Source organism: Pseudomonas sp. GM30, from assembly GCF_000282275.2.
Classification (GTDB): domain Bacteria; phylum Pseudomonadota; class Gammaproteobacteria; order Pseudomonadales; family Pseudomonadaceae; genus Aquipseudomonas.
This window is the reverse complement of sequence record NZ_AKJP02000031.1, coordinates 75,688-91,693: the sequence shown is the minus strand read 5'-3', so window position 1 is coordinate 91,693 and position 16,006 is coordinate 75,688. Positions and strand designations below refer to the sequence as shown.

Below are 16,006 nucleotides of genomic sequence, written 5' to 3'. Positions count from 1 at the left end.
ATTGCCCGCTCGACCGGATCGCTTGATCTACCCTGTAGGAGCTGCCGAAGGCTGCGATCTTTTGATTTTCAAGATCAACAGATCGCAGCCTCCGGCAGCTCCTACAGGGTTATGTGCAATTAATTAAATTGCACGCAATTTAATTGCTCGCTATGTTTACGCCTTCTTCCAGAATTCAGAGTGCGGATCATGAGCGACAACCTGCTGAATATTCCTGTCACCACCATCAAGGGTGAGCAAAAGACCCTGGCCGATTTCGCCGGCAAGGCGGTTCTGGTGGTCAACACCGCCAGCAAGTGCGGCTTCACCCCGCAGTACAAAGGCCTGGAAGAGCTGTGGCAGACCTACAAGGATCAGGGCCTGGTGGTGCTGGGGTTTCCATGCAATCAGTTCGGCAAGCAGGAGCCGGGCAACGACGGCGCGATCAGCGAGTTCTGTGAGTTGAATTACGGCGTGAGTTTCCCGCTGTTCAAGAAGATCGACGTCAACGGTTCTGCCGCGCATCCACTGTTCGTGCAGTTGAAAAAACGCGCTCCGGGTCTGCTCGGCTCCGAGGGCATCAAGTGGAACTTCACCAAGTTCCTGATCGGCAAGGATGGGCAACTGGTCAAGCGCTTCGCCCCGACCACCAAGCCGCAGGACATCAGCGGCGAGATCGAAGCCCTGCTCAAATGAGCAGCCTGCCCGACGATTCGCTGAAGCTCGACAGTCAGTTGTGCTTCAAGTTGTATGCCGCGTCCCGGGCGGTGATTCGTGCTTACAAGCCGATGCTCGATCAGCTCGGCCTGACCTATCCGCAGTACCTGGCGATGCTGGTGCTGTGGGAATGGCAGGACAGTGCGCCGGCGCAACCGACGGTCAAGGCCTTGGGCGAGCGTCTGGCGCTGGATTCCGGCACCCTGACGCCGTTGCTCAAGCGCCTTGAACAATTGCAGTGGGTGCAGCGCCAGCGCTCGGCGCGCGACGAGCGTGAAGTGCATCTGAGCCTGACCGCGCAAGGCCAGGCGTTGCGCGAGCAGGTCGGGCCGCTCAAGGCCCGGTTGTTGTGCGACAGCGGGGTGGACCTCGATCGACTCAACGATTTGCGTAACGGCCTCGATCAGCTGCTGGGGCAGATCAAAGCGCTGACGTAGCCGGAATCCACTGGTCGAGCAGGGCCGCCAGCTCTTCGCGGCGGAACGGCTTGGCCAGGTAATCGCTCATGCCGGCCGCACGGCAGCGCTCGCGTTCTTCGGACATGGCGTTGGCAGTCAGCGCGACGATCGGCAGGTGCGGCCAGCGCCCGCTCTGGCGAATCTGCCGGCTCGCTTCGTAGCCGTCCATCACCGGCATGTTGCAATCCATCAGTACCAGATCGAATTCATCGTGCTCCAGTTGATCCAGCGCTTCGGCGCCGTGGGCGGCGACCACCACATCGCAACCGAGCTTGCCGAGCATGCCTTTGGCCACCAGTTGGTTGACCGGGTTGTCCTCCACCAGCAGCACCTTTGCGCGCCGCCGAACCGGCAGGCTCTCGAGCTGCGCATCGTTGATTGTGGTGACGTCCGCCAGCAGGATGCGCCGCAGGATCTGATACAGCGCGTTGCGCGCCAGTGGTCGGGCCTGTTGCTGCAATGGCGCCAGCGCTGCGGCCTCTTCGCTGGGCATGAAACTGCCATAAGCGGTGACAACGAGGATCGGCGCGCTGAGGGTCGGGCGCAGACTGAACAGGCATTCCGGGCAGTCGGTGATCAGCAGATCGGGTGACAGACCCAGCAACGGGTCGTCCATCGTGCGCTGTTCATAAGTCACGCCCCACACCGGCAGCAATGTCTTGAGCAGTTCTGCCAAGCCGCTGCTGGCCGCAGTGATTGCCAAGACCTTGCCGTGCAGCGGTGGCGGCATCACCGCCCGGGTGTGACACGGCAATGGCAGATCGGCACAGAACTGGCTGCCGAAACCGGCCTCGGAACTGATGGTCAGCCGGCCTTGCATGGCCTCGCACAGGTTGTAGGTCAGTGCCAGGCCGAGGCCGGTGCCGCCGTACTGCCGCGTGATGCCGGCACCGGCCTGGGTGAACGGCTGGAAGATTTTCACCTGGGCTTCCTGGGCGATGCCGATGCCGGTGTCACAGACCTCGATGCGCACCCCGTCGTTATGCGCTGACAAACGCACATCGACCCGGCCGAAGCGGGTGAACTTCAGCGCATTGGACAACAGGTTGCTGACAATCTGCCGTACCCGGGTCGGATCCCCCAGCACCAGCGCCGGGAAGTGCGGGTCGATCAGGCAGGTCAGTTCGACGCTGGGCGCGGCGTTCTGCGACAGCAGGTTGGCGGTGTCCTCGATCAGCGAGCCGAGGTCGAACGGGATGTGTTCCAGCTCCAGTTGCCCCGCATCGAATTTGGACAGGTCGAGAATATCGTTGAGCAGCTCCACCAGCACCTTGCCCGAGTCATGGGCAATCGACAGCTGTTGCTGTTGCTCGGCGTTCAGCGGCCCGTCGAGGGACAGGGCGATCATCCCCAGCAGGCCATTGAGCGGGGTGCGAATCTCGTGGCTCATGTTGGCGAGGAATGCCGAGCGCGCTTCGGCCATGTCCAGTGCGGTGCTGCGGGCCACCTCCAGTTCCTCGTTGGATTGGCTGAGCCGGGTATTGATGGCCTTGAGCTCGGCGGTGCGGGCCGAGACGATGTGTTCCAGTTGCCCGAGGTAGTCGGTCAGACGGTTTTCCGCGTTGCGCCGTTGCTGGATTTCCGTGGCGATGTTGTCGAACTGCTGGTTGGCGACTTTGACCAGTACGCCGATCTCGTCATTGGCGTGGCCGGCCGGACATTCCAGGGTCGTCGGTTCCGCACTGCGTGCGTCGCGCGCGCTAAGTTCCCGGATCAGGCGCACCAGTGGCTTGGTCAGCATCACGTAGAACAGCGCCAGCAGGATCCCGGTGAGAATCAGGCTGCGGGCAAAACCGTTGAGCAGGGTGACTTCGGCGCGGCGCAGGAAACGGCTGCCGAACGCGTAGGTATCGACCTCAAGACTCAGCGTGCCCAGTGATTCTTCGGGCAGGTGATCGAGGTACAGGCGGTCTTCGAACTGGCGCTTGGCGCCGAACAGGAAGTCGCTGATCACCCGATAACCGCTTTGCAGCTCAGGGCGTTTGACGTTGGCCAGGACGTTGCCGTTGTTGTCGGTCAGTTGCGCCGAGATGATCGCCGGCGAGCGCAACAGGCCCAGGGTCAGTTCCTGCGCCAGTTCCGCGTCGATGTTGTAGGCGATACGCGACGCCGGATTGTGGCTGATTTCCAGCAAAGACAGGATTTCACGGTTGATGGAGGCGTCTTCGCTGGCATAATCGATGCCGATCTGCAGCAGGCTGAGCAGCGTGCCCAGAATGAACCCGACCAGCACAGTGAATCTGGCTTGCTTGTAAGACAGCCGGTGGGTGAATTTGATATCCATGGGGTGTTGAACCACTTCCGTTTCCCTTCGCTGCTCAAGCATAGTCGATCATGTATGGATACCGAGGTTCCCGAATCGCCTTGTAACAAGGCCTGAGCGGGGTTTGTTGATCTGATTGTCGTCGCTGAAGCACCATCATCACTTTGAACGTGCCCGAGGAGAAGACGTGGATTCCCGATTGAATGCTTTTCTTGAACGTGCCGAGTCGGTTCTCGCGCGGATCGAACCCTTGCTGCCGGCACCGCGTCCGCTGATCGACTGGGAAACCTGCCTGGCCGCGCGCTGGCAGCGTGACGGGCGCAGCGGCTATTTGTTGCCGCTGGACGTCAGCCTCGACATGCGCCTGTCCGACTTGATCGGTGTTGACCGTCAGTTGGAACAACTGGGCCGCAACACTCAACAGTTTCTCGACGGCATGCCGGCCAACCATGCGCTGCTCTGGGGCTCGCGCGGCACCGGAAAATCCTCGCTGGTGCGGGCGTTGCTGGCCGAACACGCCAAGGCCGGCTTGCGTTTGATCGAAATCGAGCGCGACCATCTGGCCGACCTGCCGCGCGTGGTCGAGCAGATCGCCAAACTGCCACAACGCTTCGTACTGTTCTGCGATGACCTGTCGTTCGAGTCCGGAGAGGGCGATTACCGCGTGCTGAAAAGCGTGCTCGACGGCTCGCTCGAACAGGCTCCGGAAAACGTGCTGCTGTACGCCACTTCCAACCGCCGCCATTTAGTGCCGGAAAAGGAAAGCGACAACGAAAACTGGAAGCGCGTCGACGGCGAACTGCATCCGAGTGAGGCGGTGGAAGACAAGATCGCCTTGTCGGACCGTTTCGGCCTGTGGCTGTCGTTTTATCCGTTTACCCAGGAACATTTCCTCAACGTCGTCGAACACTGGATCGGCCAGTTGGCGGCCAAGGCCGGCTTGAGCTGGCAGCGCGACGAAGCACTGGACATCCTCGCCGTGCGCTGGGCCACCGGGCGCGGCAATCGCAACGGACGTTGCGCGTACCAATTCGCCCGTTACTGGGTGGGACTGAAATTGCTGGAGCACAAGGCATGATTGATTTGCAACAAAGCGGCCAGGGCCTTGAAGGCTATGGCATGTTGGCCGCACAACTGGAATCGCTGCTGGCGGACGAGCGCGACTTCATCGCCAACGCCGCGCAGTTTTCGGCGTTCCTGTTCAATCAACTCGACGATTTGAACTGGGCCGGTTTCTACCTCAATCGTAACGAGGAACTGGTGCTTGGCCCGTTTCAGGGGCAGATCGCCTGCGTGCGCATTCCGTTCGGTCGCGGTGTGTGTGGCGCGGCAGCGGCCAGTCGACAGACCCAGCGCGTTGAAGACGTGCATGCGTTCCCCGGTCATATCGCTTGCGACAGCGCCTCCAACAGCGAGCTGGTCGTGCCACTGGTCAAGGACGGTCGGTTGATCGGCGTACTCGATCTCGACAGCCCGAAACTGGCGCGTTTCGGCACTGACGATCAGGCCGGTATCGAGCAACTGGCGGCGATCTTCCTGCGTCTGACCGACTGCTGATCAGGCGCTCAGGCCAGCCTTGCGCAACAGGCTGGCCGGATCCACCGCATCGATCTGGCGCGGATCGAGAAACCGTGCGGCGTACTGCATGTACACTTCGTCGTTGATGAACAGTGCAAACAGCTCGGGGTCGATGTGCGCCTCGCGGGACATGGTGGCCATGATCCCCAAGGCTTCGCTCAAGGATTTGGCCTTCTTGTACGGTCGATCCGCCGCTGTCAGCGCCTCGAAGATATCGGCAATCGCCATCATCCTCGCCGGCAGGCTCATGTCCTCGCGCTTCAGGCGTTTGGGATAACCGCTGCCGTCCATCTTTTCGTGATGACCGCCGGCGATTTCCGCGACGCTGTCCAGGTGCCCGGGGAAGGGCAGGTGGCTGAGCATCAGGATCGTCTGCACCATGTGGTGATTGATGATGTAGCGCTCCTCGCGAGTCAGCGTGCCTCGGGTAATGCTCAGGTTATACAGCTCGCCGCGATTGTATTTATAACGCGGCACATCCAGTTTGAACCCCCACGGATTGTCTTCCGGAATCAGCTCGCTGTCGGCACGCTGGATCAGATGTTCTGGCTTGTCCGCCAACAGTGGCTCGCTGACTGGCAGATTCGCCGCTGGCGTTTGCACCTGGCGGCGGTTTTCCTCCCATGACACGCCCAGACGATCATCGAGGGTGCGCGTCCAGCGGCGCTCGGCGATGCGCTCAAGGCGCTGCAGATCAGCGGGTGCCATGGCTTCACCACCCAGATTGCAGCGGGCAACGAAGGCAAAGTCATCGTCCAGTTGCGTCAGCGTGGCGTCACGCAGTTCGCTCAGTTGCACCTCGTTGCCGCCCAGCACCAGCGCCTGCCAGTAACTGATCCAGGCATCGCGCTTGAGCACTTCGAAGCGGGTGCGGATTTCGTGGATGCGATCGTTGAGGGTTTCCAGTTTGGTCGCCTTGTCGACGACATATTCCGGGGTCGTGACCTTGCCGCAATCGTGCAGCCAGGCGGCGATGTGCAGGGCTTCCCATTCGTCTTCGCTGGGCTGATAGCTCTGGAATGCCGGCGCCTGACTGGCGGCAGCGGCCTGCGCGAGCATCAGGGTCAGCTCCGGCACGCGCTGGCAGTGGCCGCCGGTGTAGGGGCTCTTGGCGTCGATGGCGCCGGCCAGCAACTGAATGAACGCGTCGAGCAACTGCTTCTGCTTCGCCTGCAGGCGCTGACTTTCGATACTCACCGCCGCCGCGCCAGAGACTGCTTGCAGGAAGGCGATGCGGTCCGGACGCAGTTTCTCCAGATCCTGAGCGCTGCCGCTGTCGTTGATCAGCAAAAGCAGCAGGCCGATGGTTTCGTTGTGGCGGTTGCGCAGGCGGATGCCGATCAGGTGGATGCGCGGCGAGGTCATTGCCAGCAAGACTTTCTGCAAGTCCCCGGCCTGTTCGAAGCCAAGGCTGCTGACCACGTTGTCAGCGTTGATCAGTTGCTGGAACCACGCCGGCCCTTGATCGGCCAAGAGATCCCGGCCCAGCACAGCGAACTCGCCCGGCTCGTGCGAGGCGCCATCAATGACCAGTCCGTAAGGCTCCATCCGGTTGCCATCGCTTTCGCGCAGGTAGATCAACCCAGCCTGCGCCTGGGCAATCTGAACGGTCTCGAACAGCACCCGTTGCAGCAGCGGGGCGAAGCGGGTTTCGGCGCACAGACTGTCGGTGATGCGGAAGAAACTGGCGAGTGTTTCCTTCATGCGGGCCATCGACAGGCTCAGCTGGTCGACCTCCAGCACCGGCGAGCGGCGGGTGACCGGAAAGTTGAAATCGAAGCTGCGGATCGCGTCGGCTTCCTTGACCAGCGCATGCAGCGGCTTGACCAGAATCCGTGAGGTCAGCCAACCCAGTGGCAGGCACAGCAGCAAGGTCGCCAAGGTGATCAGTGCACCCTGCCAGCGCATGCGGTAGGCGTCGGCCAGCAACTCGTCCTCTGGCACCACCAGGGCCATTTGCAGACCTCTCGGCCCACCCTCCTGCAAATGGCTGCGGGCGACGATCCAGTGGCGGCCATCGACGTTCAGCCGTTTGCCCTGATGCGTGGTGGACAGTAACGCGTGCAGAGTCGGGCTCAGGTCGGCGGCCTTGGCCAGGCGTGCACTGCTGTCGTCGACAATCAACCGGCGGCTGTCCGGGTAGGCCACGGCGTTGCCATCGGCATCGAACAACACGATTTCGGTGGAGGGGGTGACCACGTGTTTGAGCAAGGTGGCCGAGAGTGCTTCCAGCGTCAGGTCGGCACCGATCACACTGGTTGCGCCGCTGCGTCGGGCCAAAGTAGTGCCCACGTTGTGCGTGGAGAAAAACACATAGGGTTCGGTGGTGATCTGATCTCCCTGTTGCAGGGCGTTGGTGTACCAGTTGCGAGTGCGCGGATCGTAGCGGTCGTCGGGATTGTCCTGGCGCCCGACGGGCGTCAGCGCCTGGTCGAAGAATAGCGACTGCGACGACGCAGCGCCGCTGGCACCGTGCTCAATGCTCCAGACCTGATAGGCCGCCGTCGGCGGCGCCTTGAGCAGGGTTTTCAGGGAGCTGGTGCGCAACGGCCGAACCATGAAGAAGTCGCCGTTGCCGTAGCCCAGATACAGCGAAGCGAGATCGGTGTTGTCCTTGAGTGACTGACTGAACGGCTTGAGCAACGCCAGACGCTGCTGCAGGTTCGAGGCCCCGGCGGCCTGATTGTCGGCCAGCAGGCTCAGCAGATGACGGATCGGTTCGTAGGTTGAATGCAGGTCCAGGCGCACGTCCTGTTCGATGCGATTGAACAGGTTTTCACTGCTCGACAGGATGATCCGGGTGGTCTGGCGATAATTGAACAGCCCCAGCACCACGCCTGTCAGCAACAGCAGAAAGGTGAACATGACGCTGATGTGCACGTGCAACGGGAACCGGCGTTGATCCGGGCGCAGTGGGCTGGGCATTGCTGACTCTCCATTGAAGTAAACACACTGCTCAGCGTTCAAGCATAGTTAAGGCTCGGTCATTGTGCTTTCAGCGAACGGTTCCAATTGTTGCTGCAACGCCTGCTCCAGTTCGACCATCGCCGCGTCGGTGGCCTCGATGCAGCGCACGATGGCCGGCACCGACGTGGTCTGCTGGCAGGCATGTTCCAGCGCATCGCAGCAGACGATCAGACGCGAAGCCTGGGCGATCCGGGCGGCGCCCTTGATCTTGTGCGCCACCACCGCCAGTGCCTCGCGATCATTGTGCGGCGCCAGGGCCAGCAGCTCCTCGCGATCGAGGCGGCTGCTCTTGAGCAATTGCGTGAGCAGGCGCCGGGCTTGAAGCGGATTACCGCCGGTCAGTTGATGCAAGCCCTCGAGATTGAACGCGGGTTGCGGTGTTGCCGGTTGCAGCCCGTTGACCCACTGGCTCAGCGCGCTGAGGCTCAGGGGTTTGAACAGGCAGTCATTCATGCCCGCCTGTTTGCAGCGTTGCACTTCCTCGGGCTGCGCGTTGGCCGTGAAGCCAAGGACCTTGCAAGGAGGACGGCCTGTGCGTTGTTCTTCCTGGCGGATGGCCGCCGCCAATTCGTAGCCGTTCATCAACGGCATGTTGCAGTCGGCGATGACCAGGTCGAATTCACCGGCCTGCCACTTCGCCAATCCGCTGCGACCTTCTTCGGCAAGGCTGAAGCGATGCCCGAGGAATTCCAATTGCTGGCACATCAGCAGGCGATTGGCGGGATGGTCGTCGACCACCAGAATATTCAGCGGCGCACCTGACACGCGGATCGGCGATTCGGTTTTCGCCGTGGCCACCCTGCATGGCAGCGTATGCAGCGGCAGCGACAGGCAGACCTGGGTGCCGATCCCCGGCTGGCTACTCAATTGCAACTGACCGCCCATCATTTCACAGAGGTTGCGGCTGATCACCAGCCCCAGTCCGGCGCCGCTGCGGGCCTGCTGGCGGCCGCCGTCAGCCTGGGCGAACGGCTCGAACAGACGTTGTTGATCTTCAATGCTGATGCCGACGCCGGTGTCGTGGATCGTCAATTGAACGAGCGAACACTTGCCGGCGGCATTGGGCAGCACGTCCAATGTGACCCGCACCTGCCCGCTCTGGGTGAACTTGATGGCATTGCTGATCAGGTTTGACAGGATTTGCTTGAAGCGCAGCGGATCCAGTTCCACATCGACTTCGAGCCCTGGAGGATTGACGGTCAGGGGCAGGGCGAGGTTTTTCTGCCGCGCAAGGCCGTCGAAGATCCTCACCACCGAAGCGACGGTGTCGACCAGATTGATCCGCTCGGGCGCCAGGCTCAGGCGTCCGGACTCGATCCGGGCGATATCGAGGATGTCGCCGATCAGCCCCAGCAGATCCTTGGCCGAACAGTAGGCGGTTTCGATGGACGAGCGATCCGGCGCCTGATCGGTCATGCGTTCGAGCGTCAATTCGAGCATGCCGATGATGGCATTCATCGGCGTACGGATTTCGTGGCTCATGGTCGCCAGAAAAGTACTTTTCGCCCGGTTGGCGTTGTCCGCCTGTTCCTTGGCCGTGCGCAGTTCATCGAACAACTGGCGGCGATCACTGATATCGATCCAGCCACCGATGATCCCTTGTACATCGCCGCTGGAGTCGCGGTAAGGCAGGATCCAGTGATAGATCGTCAGACGCCGGCCACCGATGTGCAACGGACGGTCGAGCAGCAGCGGCGTCCCCTCGGCCACAACCCGCTGGTAATCCGCCTCGAAGGCCCGGGCTTCGAAGGCATTGCTCAGGGTGCCTTGCATGACACTCTTGCCGATCACGTCTTCGCGTTTCGCGTTGAAGGCTTCGAGGTAGCTGTCGTTGCAGCTTTGCAGCAAGCCTCGGCGATCGCGCACGTAGATCGGATGAGGTGTGCCGTTGACCAGTGAGCGCATGAACTCGAACTGATCGTTGAGTGCCCGCTCCGCGGCCTGGCGTTGCTTGATCTGGCGCCGCATGTAGGCGTTCCAGATCAGGGACAACAACAGCAGCAGACAGGCTGCGCCGATCAGTTGGTAAAACAGACGCTGATAGTGATGCCAGTTGCTTTGCGCGGCATTGGAAAAACCGCGCCAGCGGCTGTTGATGACCCCCAGCTCTTCGGGGCTGATGCTCAGCAGGGCCTTGTCGAGGATCGATCCGAGTTCGCTGTTGTCACGGGCCGTGGCCAGCGAAAAGGCCGCCTGCCGGGTGCCAAGGGTGGTGGTGATCTGCAACTGATGCTCGAAGATCCGCGACGAAATCAGATAGTTGGCGATCACCAGCGAGGCGACGGCACCATCGGCCTTGCCTTCGGCGAGCAAGGTCGCGGCGCCGAAGGTGTCGGAGGTTTCGGTCAGATGGATATCGGGGAACTCGCGGCGCAGGTAGGCGGCCATGGGACTGCCTTGGGCAATCGCCAGGTATTTGTCCTTGAGCTGCGCAGGATGGGTCGGGCTCTCAGTGGATTTGCGGGTCAGCAGGACGAAGGAGTTTTCCAGATAGGGACGACTGAATTGCAGGGTCTTTTCCCGTTGCGGGCTGGGCAGCAACGCCGCGATCAGATCGGCCCGGTGCTGATTGATCTGCTCGACCATGTCAGCGTCGCTGCGGCTGCGCACCAGTTCGAAACGCATGCCGGTACGCAGCCGCAGCAGTTCGAGCAGGTCTGCGGTGATGCCGCGCAGATTGCCGTCACTGTCAAAGAATGTCAGCGGCGCGAACGCCTCGTTCACCACCACGCGCAACACCGGATGCTGTTTGAGCCACTGTTCTTCGTGGTCGGTCAGTTGCAGTTTCTGGTCGGTCAGCAGGATGTCGCTGCCGGCGCTCCAGCGCTTGGCGATGCTGTCGCGTTCACTGGCCGGTATGGCCAGCAGTGCGGTATTGATGATGGCCAGCAGTTGCGGGTTATCGGCGTGCACGGCAAAGCTGAAACCATGGGCTTCCTGTTTGCCGAAATTGGCCATGCGGATGTTGTTCAGATAGCCCTTGTTGATCATGTAGTGGGTGGAAATGGTATCGCCCAGAAACACGTCGGCCTGATCGAAAGCCACTGCGTTGACTGCGTTTTGATAGGACGGGTAGGACGTCAGGATGGCTTTGGGGTAGAGCGCCTTGACTTCGTCCTGCGGCAGATAGTGATAGACCATGCTCAGGCGCAGTCCGGCCAGTCCCTCGGTGAGCGCGCGGGTTTCGTCTTCGCGGGTGACCAGTACCGGCTGGTCGATGGCGTAGGGGATAGAAAGCAGGATGTCGGCGTTACTGGCCTCGAAACCGTTGGCGGTACCGAGCATATCGACCTGCCCCGCTACCAGCGCGCGTACCGCAGCTTCCCGTGAGGCAAAGCGCTTGACCCGGACTGGCAAGCCCACGGCCTGTCCGAGCAGGCCGGCGTAGTCGGCGGTAAAACCTTCGTAATCGCGACCGCTGGCGGTCATATCGAACGGCGGATAATCCGGTGCGGAAGTGCCCAGTACCAGTTCGTGGCGAGTCTGTAACCATTGCCGTTGCGCGGGCTGCAGAGACATGGACAGCGCTTCGTGGCTCGAACGGCTACGCAGCACATAATCCTGCGCTGTGACAAGGTCGGCCTGTGCCTGAGAAGTCAGGCACAGGCTTGTGCACAATATGGCGAGATAGATCTTTAAACGACTGGGCATTCAGGCTCTCACACTAGCGCGTTGCGTTTGGCCATCTCGATAAGTTCCACCAGGGACCTGGCTTTCAGTTTCTGCATCAAGCGTTTTTTATAAGTGCTGACGGTTTTGTTACTGAGGAACATGCCCTTGGCAATTTCCTTGTTGGTGCGCCCCTGGGCAAATAATTGCAGGACCATGAGTTCGCGGTCATTGACGGCCTTGAACAATTCCAGCTCGGCGTAACGCACATCGTCACTGCGTACCGGATTCAATGCCTGACTGGGGAAATAGTTGTAACCGGAAAGTACCGCTTTTATGGCGCTGACCAGTTCGCTCAAGTCTTCTTCCTTGCACACATAACCGGATGCGCCGGACTGCATGCAGCGAATGCCGAACAGCGTCGGGCATTGCGCCGTCAGTACCAGGGTCTTGAGCGGAGTGCCCATGGCATTGAAGCGGGCGAGGACTTCCAGGCCGTCGAGTTTGGGGATGCTGATATCGAGGATGATCAGGTCGGGCATGCATTCGCGAACCATCTGCATGGCATCGACCCCGTTATCGGTTTCGCCGACGACCTTGTAACCTTCATGCTCGAGGAGCATTCGAACGGCAAGTCGGATGACGGGGTGATCATCGACAATAAAAACGGAGTTCATAATCAAATCCCATACGTGCGCGAATAAAGCGCGCACCTTAGCTCAGATAAAAGAGCGATCGCATGAACTCACAGGGCTCTAGCAGCAATATAGGATAAGTCCTACACACTAAAGGGAAATTGACTACGACAAAACTCTGTGTCGCGTAAGGAAGTGTTTAGATTATTTGTTTATCTGAATGTTTTAAGTTGCTGTTAGATTATTGAGAAAACAGCGTTTGTTTGCGTTCTGTCGTCGTTAAACGGATTACGTTTGGTCGGCGCGGCTGTCGAATACCGCTGAGCCGCTTTCATGGATCATCCTTCAACCGGGTGTCGCACTGACCCGGTTGAAGAAGGTTCTGTCAGTGGCTGGAGCGCCCGGTCATTTCCAGCGCCATGTCACTGGCGTAGCTGTCGGTCATCCCGGCGATGAAGTCGATCATGCGCAGGAACGAGGTGTGCAACGGCCCGTGGGGATCCGGTGCATTGTTGCCCAGCAGGTCGAGGATACGGCGGCTCTTGAACGACGGCGTGCGACCGCCATGTTGCTCCAGCGCGGCGCCGCAGAACGCGTTGAGGAGAATTTCCAGCGTGGTATAGGCGCCGATTTCATGCAGCGTCTTGCGCTTGTCCTGGAAGATCTTCTTGCGGGCGATGTCCTTGGCGTTGAGCACGCAGCGTTTGGCCGGGCCGTGCATGTGTTCCACCAGGTCGCCGTGCAGGGTGCCGGCCAGCAGCGCATCCTGTTGCTCGACGAATGCCCGGGCGGCGGCGTTGGTCAGGTGCTCGATGGCCTTGCCGCGCAGGATCGCCAGTTTGCGTCGACGCGAATCCTGCGGGCCGAGCTGGCGATAGGTTTCCGGCAGATCGTCACCGACCAGACCGAGCAGCAGCGATTCAACCTCAGCGTACTCCAGCAGCTCCATTTCCAGGCCATCTTCGAGGTCGATCAGCGCATAGCAGATGTCGTCGGCCGCCTCCATCAGGTACACCAACGGGTGGCGCGCCCAGCGTTGGTCCTCGAGTTGCGGCAGGCCGAGCTTATGGGCGATCTGCTCCAGCAGCGGCAGTTCGCTCTGATAGCAGCCGAACTTGTGTTTCTTGTAACCCAGCGAGTCGGCGTGACGTGCGGTCCACGGGTATTTCAGATAGGTGCCGAGGGTGGCGTAGGTGAGGCGGGTGCCGCCGTCGAACTGGTGATACTCAAGCTGAGTCAGCACCCGGAAGCCTTGCGCGTTGCCTTCGAAATTGAGGAAGTCACCGCGCTCGGCTTCGCTCATGCCGTCGAGCCAGCCGCGCCCCGCTGCCTGCTGGAACCAGTGACGAATCGCGTCTTCACCGGAGTGGCCGAACGGCGGATTGCCGATGTCATGGGCCAGGCAGGCCGATTGCACGACCATGCCCAGATCGCTCGGGTCGCACCAGTCGGGCAGGGCACTGCGCAAGGTTTCCCCGACGCGCATGCCCAGCGAGCGCCCGACGCAGCTGACTTCCAGCGAATGGGTCAGACGGGTGTGGATGTGGTCGTTACTCGATACCGGATGCACCTGGGTCTTGCGGCCCAGCCGGCGGAAGGCGCCGGAGAAGATGATGCGGTCGTGGTCTTTGTGGAACGGGCTGCGGCCCAGCTCTTGCGGGCTGTGCAGCGGTTTTCCAAGGCGTTCGCGGTTGAGCAGGGTCTGCCAATCCAAGGCTTGTTCTCTCCGTCGGTGACTGGGATGACTGTTGCCCTAGCTTCCCGGTTCAGCCACGCCCCTGCAAGCGGAACTACAAACCCGCGGCATCAATATCGATCAGCAGCAGGCGCTCGCCGTTATCGAAGAACTGGCCGGCGGTCAGGCAATACTGGTTGCTGGTGGCGTCGCGGTAGGTGCTGGACAGGGTCAGGCGCCGCTCCTCCCAGCCTTCAGCGAGCAAATGATAGAAGTACGGACGCCATGACCAGTTGTGGCCCAGGTAGCGGTTGTCGGCGACCCAACGGTTATGCCGCCACTCAAGGTTGGGTGTGAGTTGGGTGCCATGGCGGTCGCACTGGTAGAACCGCAGCAACCACGGAAAAGCCTCCAGTTGCGGCAGCGCACTGAGCGGTGCGTGGGCCTGAGCCCAGGTCTGGAGGATCGCCATCAGTTCGCCGAGCTGTTGACGCATCTGCATCAAGCGCCCGCGTTCGGCCAGTTTCTGCCGCACGTAACGCTGGCGCAGTTCAGCGAAGCGCTGCACGAAGGCATCGGTTGGATAGAACGCCTCCTGCGCCCGGGCGAACAGGAAGCCCTGGACGAAGCGCGAGCCGCATTCCAGGGCGAAATTGAGCTGGGCTTCGGTTTCCACGCCTTCGGCAATGATCCAGCAGCCGGTTTTCTCGGCCATTTGCGCCAGAGCCTTGACCACGTCACTACTCGGCCCGCCCAGCGCGGCAGCCTGAAACAGGCGCATGTCGAGTTTGAGAATGTCCGGCTGCAACGCCAGCACCCGATCGAGCTGCGAATAACCGGCGCCGAAATCATCGATGGCGATCCGCGCACCGGCCTCGCGGTAGCGCGCCACCACCTCGGCCAGACGCTGACTGTTGCCACCCAGTTCAGTGATCTCGAACACAATGCGTTGCGGATCGACGCCGTGTCGGAGCATTTGTTTGAGGCTGGGCAATGGCTGATCGGCGCGCAGGCGGCTGATCCAGCGCGGCGACATGTTCAGGCTGAGAAACCACTCGGCGGGGGCTTCATGCAGTCGACTCAGGGCGTTGTCGCGAATCTGGCGGTCGAGGCGGCGCAGGCCGATGGCAGGTGTGCGCGGGTCGGCGAACAACGGCCCGACCGAGGCCAGTTGGCCGTCGGGCTGGCGCAGGCGACCCAATGCTTCGACGCCTGCGATACGTCCGGTAGCGGTATCGATGAAAGGCTGAAAGCAGGCGAGCGGTTGCCCGTCGATCACGGGGCCTCCTTAGTCGTTGTTGTTCTGGATGAACCCGCCGACCGGGTAGGCGCGCGGGATTGAACCTCTTGGTGAAGAGGTTCAATCCCGCGGATATTGCAAGAATGCAGCCAGATGCGCCGGCTTAGCGTTTGCTTGAACTCTGCATCACCAGCCTGATCAGCGGCCCGAGGCTGGTGCCCAAGCGAATCAGCCGGGTCAGGCCACCGACGCCACCGCTTTTCGCGCCCTTGCCGGTGATGAAGCCCAGCAGGGTCACGGCGGCGACGCCCCACAGCGGCGCGTGTTTGATGCCGAAGCCGCCTTGCAGGTTTTGCGTCATGCCGCGCATGCGCTGCAAGGGTTGCAGCACTTGCCCGGCTTCGTGGCGGATTTCCTGACGATGCATTTCCATGCGCAGGCGGATCAGCGCCTTGCGCATTTCCCGGCGCGAGCTGTTGTGTGGCAGTTCAGGCAGGCTCATGGCAGTAGGCGCTCCCGATCATTGGCCAATTCTTCCAGCGTGCCGTGGAAGGGCGAGGATTCATCGAAGACTGCTGCCTTGAGGCGTAACCCGCAGAAAGCGGCCGCCAGTGTGTAGAACACGCACAGGCCAATGATCGCGGCCAGACGATAGGTATCCCAGAACACGATCAGCACCAGCGTCGACAGACCGACCAGCAACAGCAGGGCAAACACCAGCGCCAGGCCGGCGAACAACAACAGGCTGACGGTGCGTGCTTTCTGCTCCTGCAATTCGATGCCGAAGAGTTCGACATGGCTGTGCAGCAAGCCGAGAACAGCGGCGCCCAGACGCCGCGTGGAGGAAGTAGTGCCCGACCCCAGGCCGGATTCGCCGATCGACAT

At 61.2% G+C, this 16,006-nt stretch carries 12 protein-coding genes; 4 read left to right on the top strand and 8 right to left on the bottom strand.

Features of this window, described 5'->3' with window-relative positions:
* Positions 1-189 precede the first annotated feature (189 nt).
* On the top strand, positions 190-675 hold the full coding sequence (locus PMI25_RS25430) for a glutathione peroxidase (protein WP_007969099.1): 486 nt from the start codon (positions 190-192) through the stop codon (positions 673-675).
* Positions 672-1,133: a MarR family winged helix-turn-helix transcriptional regulator gene (locus PMI25_RS25425; RefSeq protein WP_007969098.1), complete on the top strand. Its 462-nt coding sequence runs from the start codon at positions 672-674 to the stop codon at positions 1,131-1,133. The genes PMI25_RS25430 and PMI25_RS25425 overlap by 4 nt, the downstream gene beginning before the upstream one ends.
* Here the strand turns inward: PMI25_RS25425 and PMI25_RS25420 are convergent.
* Positions 1,117-3,438: a hybrid sensor histidine kinase/response regulator gene (locus tag PMI25_RS25420; protein ID WP_007969097.1), complete on the bottom strand. Its 2,322-nt coding sequence runs from the start codon at positions 3,436-3,438 to the stop codon at positions 1,117-1,119. The two genes, PMI25_RS25425 and PMI25_RS25420, sit on opposite strands and share 17 nt — an antisense overlap.
* Positions 3,439-3,604: 166 nt before the next feature.
* On the opposite strand from PMI25_RS25420, the gene PMI25_RS25415 reads away from it, so the two are divergent.
* Both PMI25_RS25415 and PMI25_RS25410 read left to right on the top strand, forming a co-directional pair.
* Positions 3,605-4,495, top strand: coding sequence for an ATP-binding protein (locus PMI25_RS25415; protein ID WP_007969096.1), 891 nt, complete (start codon positions 3,605-3,607; stop codon positions 4,493-4,495).
* On the top strand, positions 4,492-4,974 hold the full coding sequence (locus PMI25_RS25410) for a GAF domain-containing protein (RefSeq protein WP_007969095.1): 483 nt from the start codon (positions 4,492-4,494) through the stop codon (positions 4,972-4,974). Before PMI25_RS25415 ends, PMI25_RS25410 begins: the two co-directional genes overlap by 4 nt.
* Here the strand turns inward: PMI25_RS25410 and PMI25_RS25405 are convergent, their stop codons facing one another.
* The 7 genes from PMI25_RS25405 to PMI25_RS25375 form a co-directional block, all read right to left on the bottom strand.
* Positions 4,975-7,920 (bottom strand): HD domain-containing phosphohydrolase, encoded by a 2,946-nt coding sequence (locus PMI25_RS25405; protein ID WP_007969094.1) that lies wholly within the window; start codon positions 7,918-7,920, stop codon positions 4,975-4,977.
* 48 nt (positions 7,921-7,968) lie between these two features.
* The gene (locus PMI25_RS25400) at positions 7,969-11,613 is read right to left on the bottom strand and encodes a transporter substrate-binding domain-containing protein (protein WP_007969093.1); all 3,645 of its coding nucleotides are present in this window, start codon (positions 11,611-11,613) and stop codon (positions 7,969-7,971) included.
* Between the two features lie 8 nt (positions 11,614-11,621).
* Complete coding sequence (locus PMI25_RS25395; protein WP_007969092.1) at positions 11,622-12,248, bottom strand: response regulator transcription factor; 627 nt, start codon at positions 12,246-12,248, stop codon at positions 11,622-11,624.
* Positions 12,249-12,591: 343 nt separating this feature from the next.
* Positions 12,592-13,920 carry a deoxyguanosinetriphosphate triphosphohydrolase gene (locus tag PMI25_RS25390; protein ID WP_003226741.1) on the bottom strand — a complete coding sequence of 443 codons (1,329 nt, stop codon included), beginning with the start codon at positions 13,918-13,920 and terminating at the stop codon, positions 12,592-12,594.
* Positions 13,921-13,996: 76 nt separating this feature from the next.
* Entirely contained in the window at positions 13,997-15,160 is a 1,164-nt protein-coding gene (locus tag PMI25_RS25385) for an EAL domain-containing protein (protein WP_007969090.1), read from the bottom strand.
* 124 nt (positions 15,161-15,284) lie between these two features.
* The gene (locus PMI25_RS25380) at positions 15,285-15,623 is read right to left on the bottom strand and encodes a hypothetical protein (protein WP_007969089.1); all 339 of its coding nucleotides are present in this window, start codon (positions 15,621-15,623) and stop codon (positions 15,285-15,287) included.
* Positions 15,620-16,006 carry a phage holin family protein gene (locus tag PMI25_RS25375; RefSeq protein ID WP_007969088.1) on the bottom strand — a complete coding sequence of 129 codons (387 nt, stop codon included), beginning with the start codon at positions 16,004-16,006 and terminating at the stop codon, positions 15,620-15,622. The genes PMI25_RS25380 and PMI25_RS25375 overlap by 4 nt, the downstream gene beginning before the upstream one ends.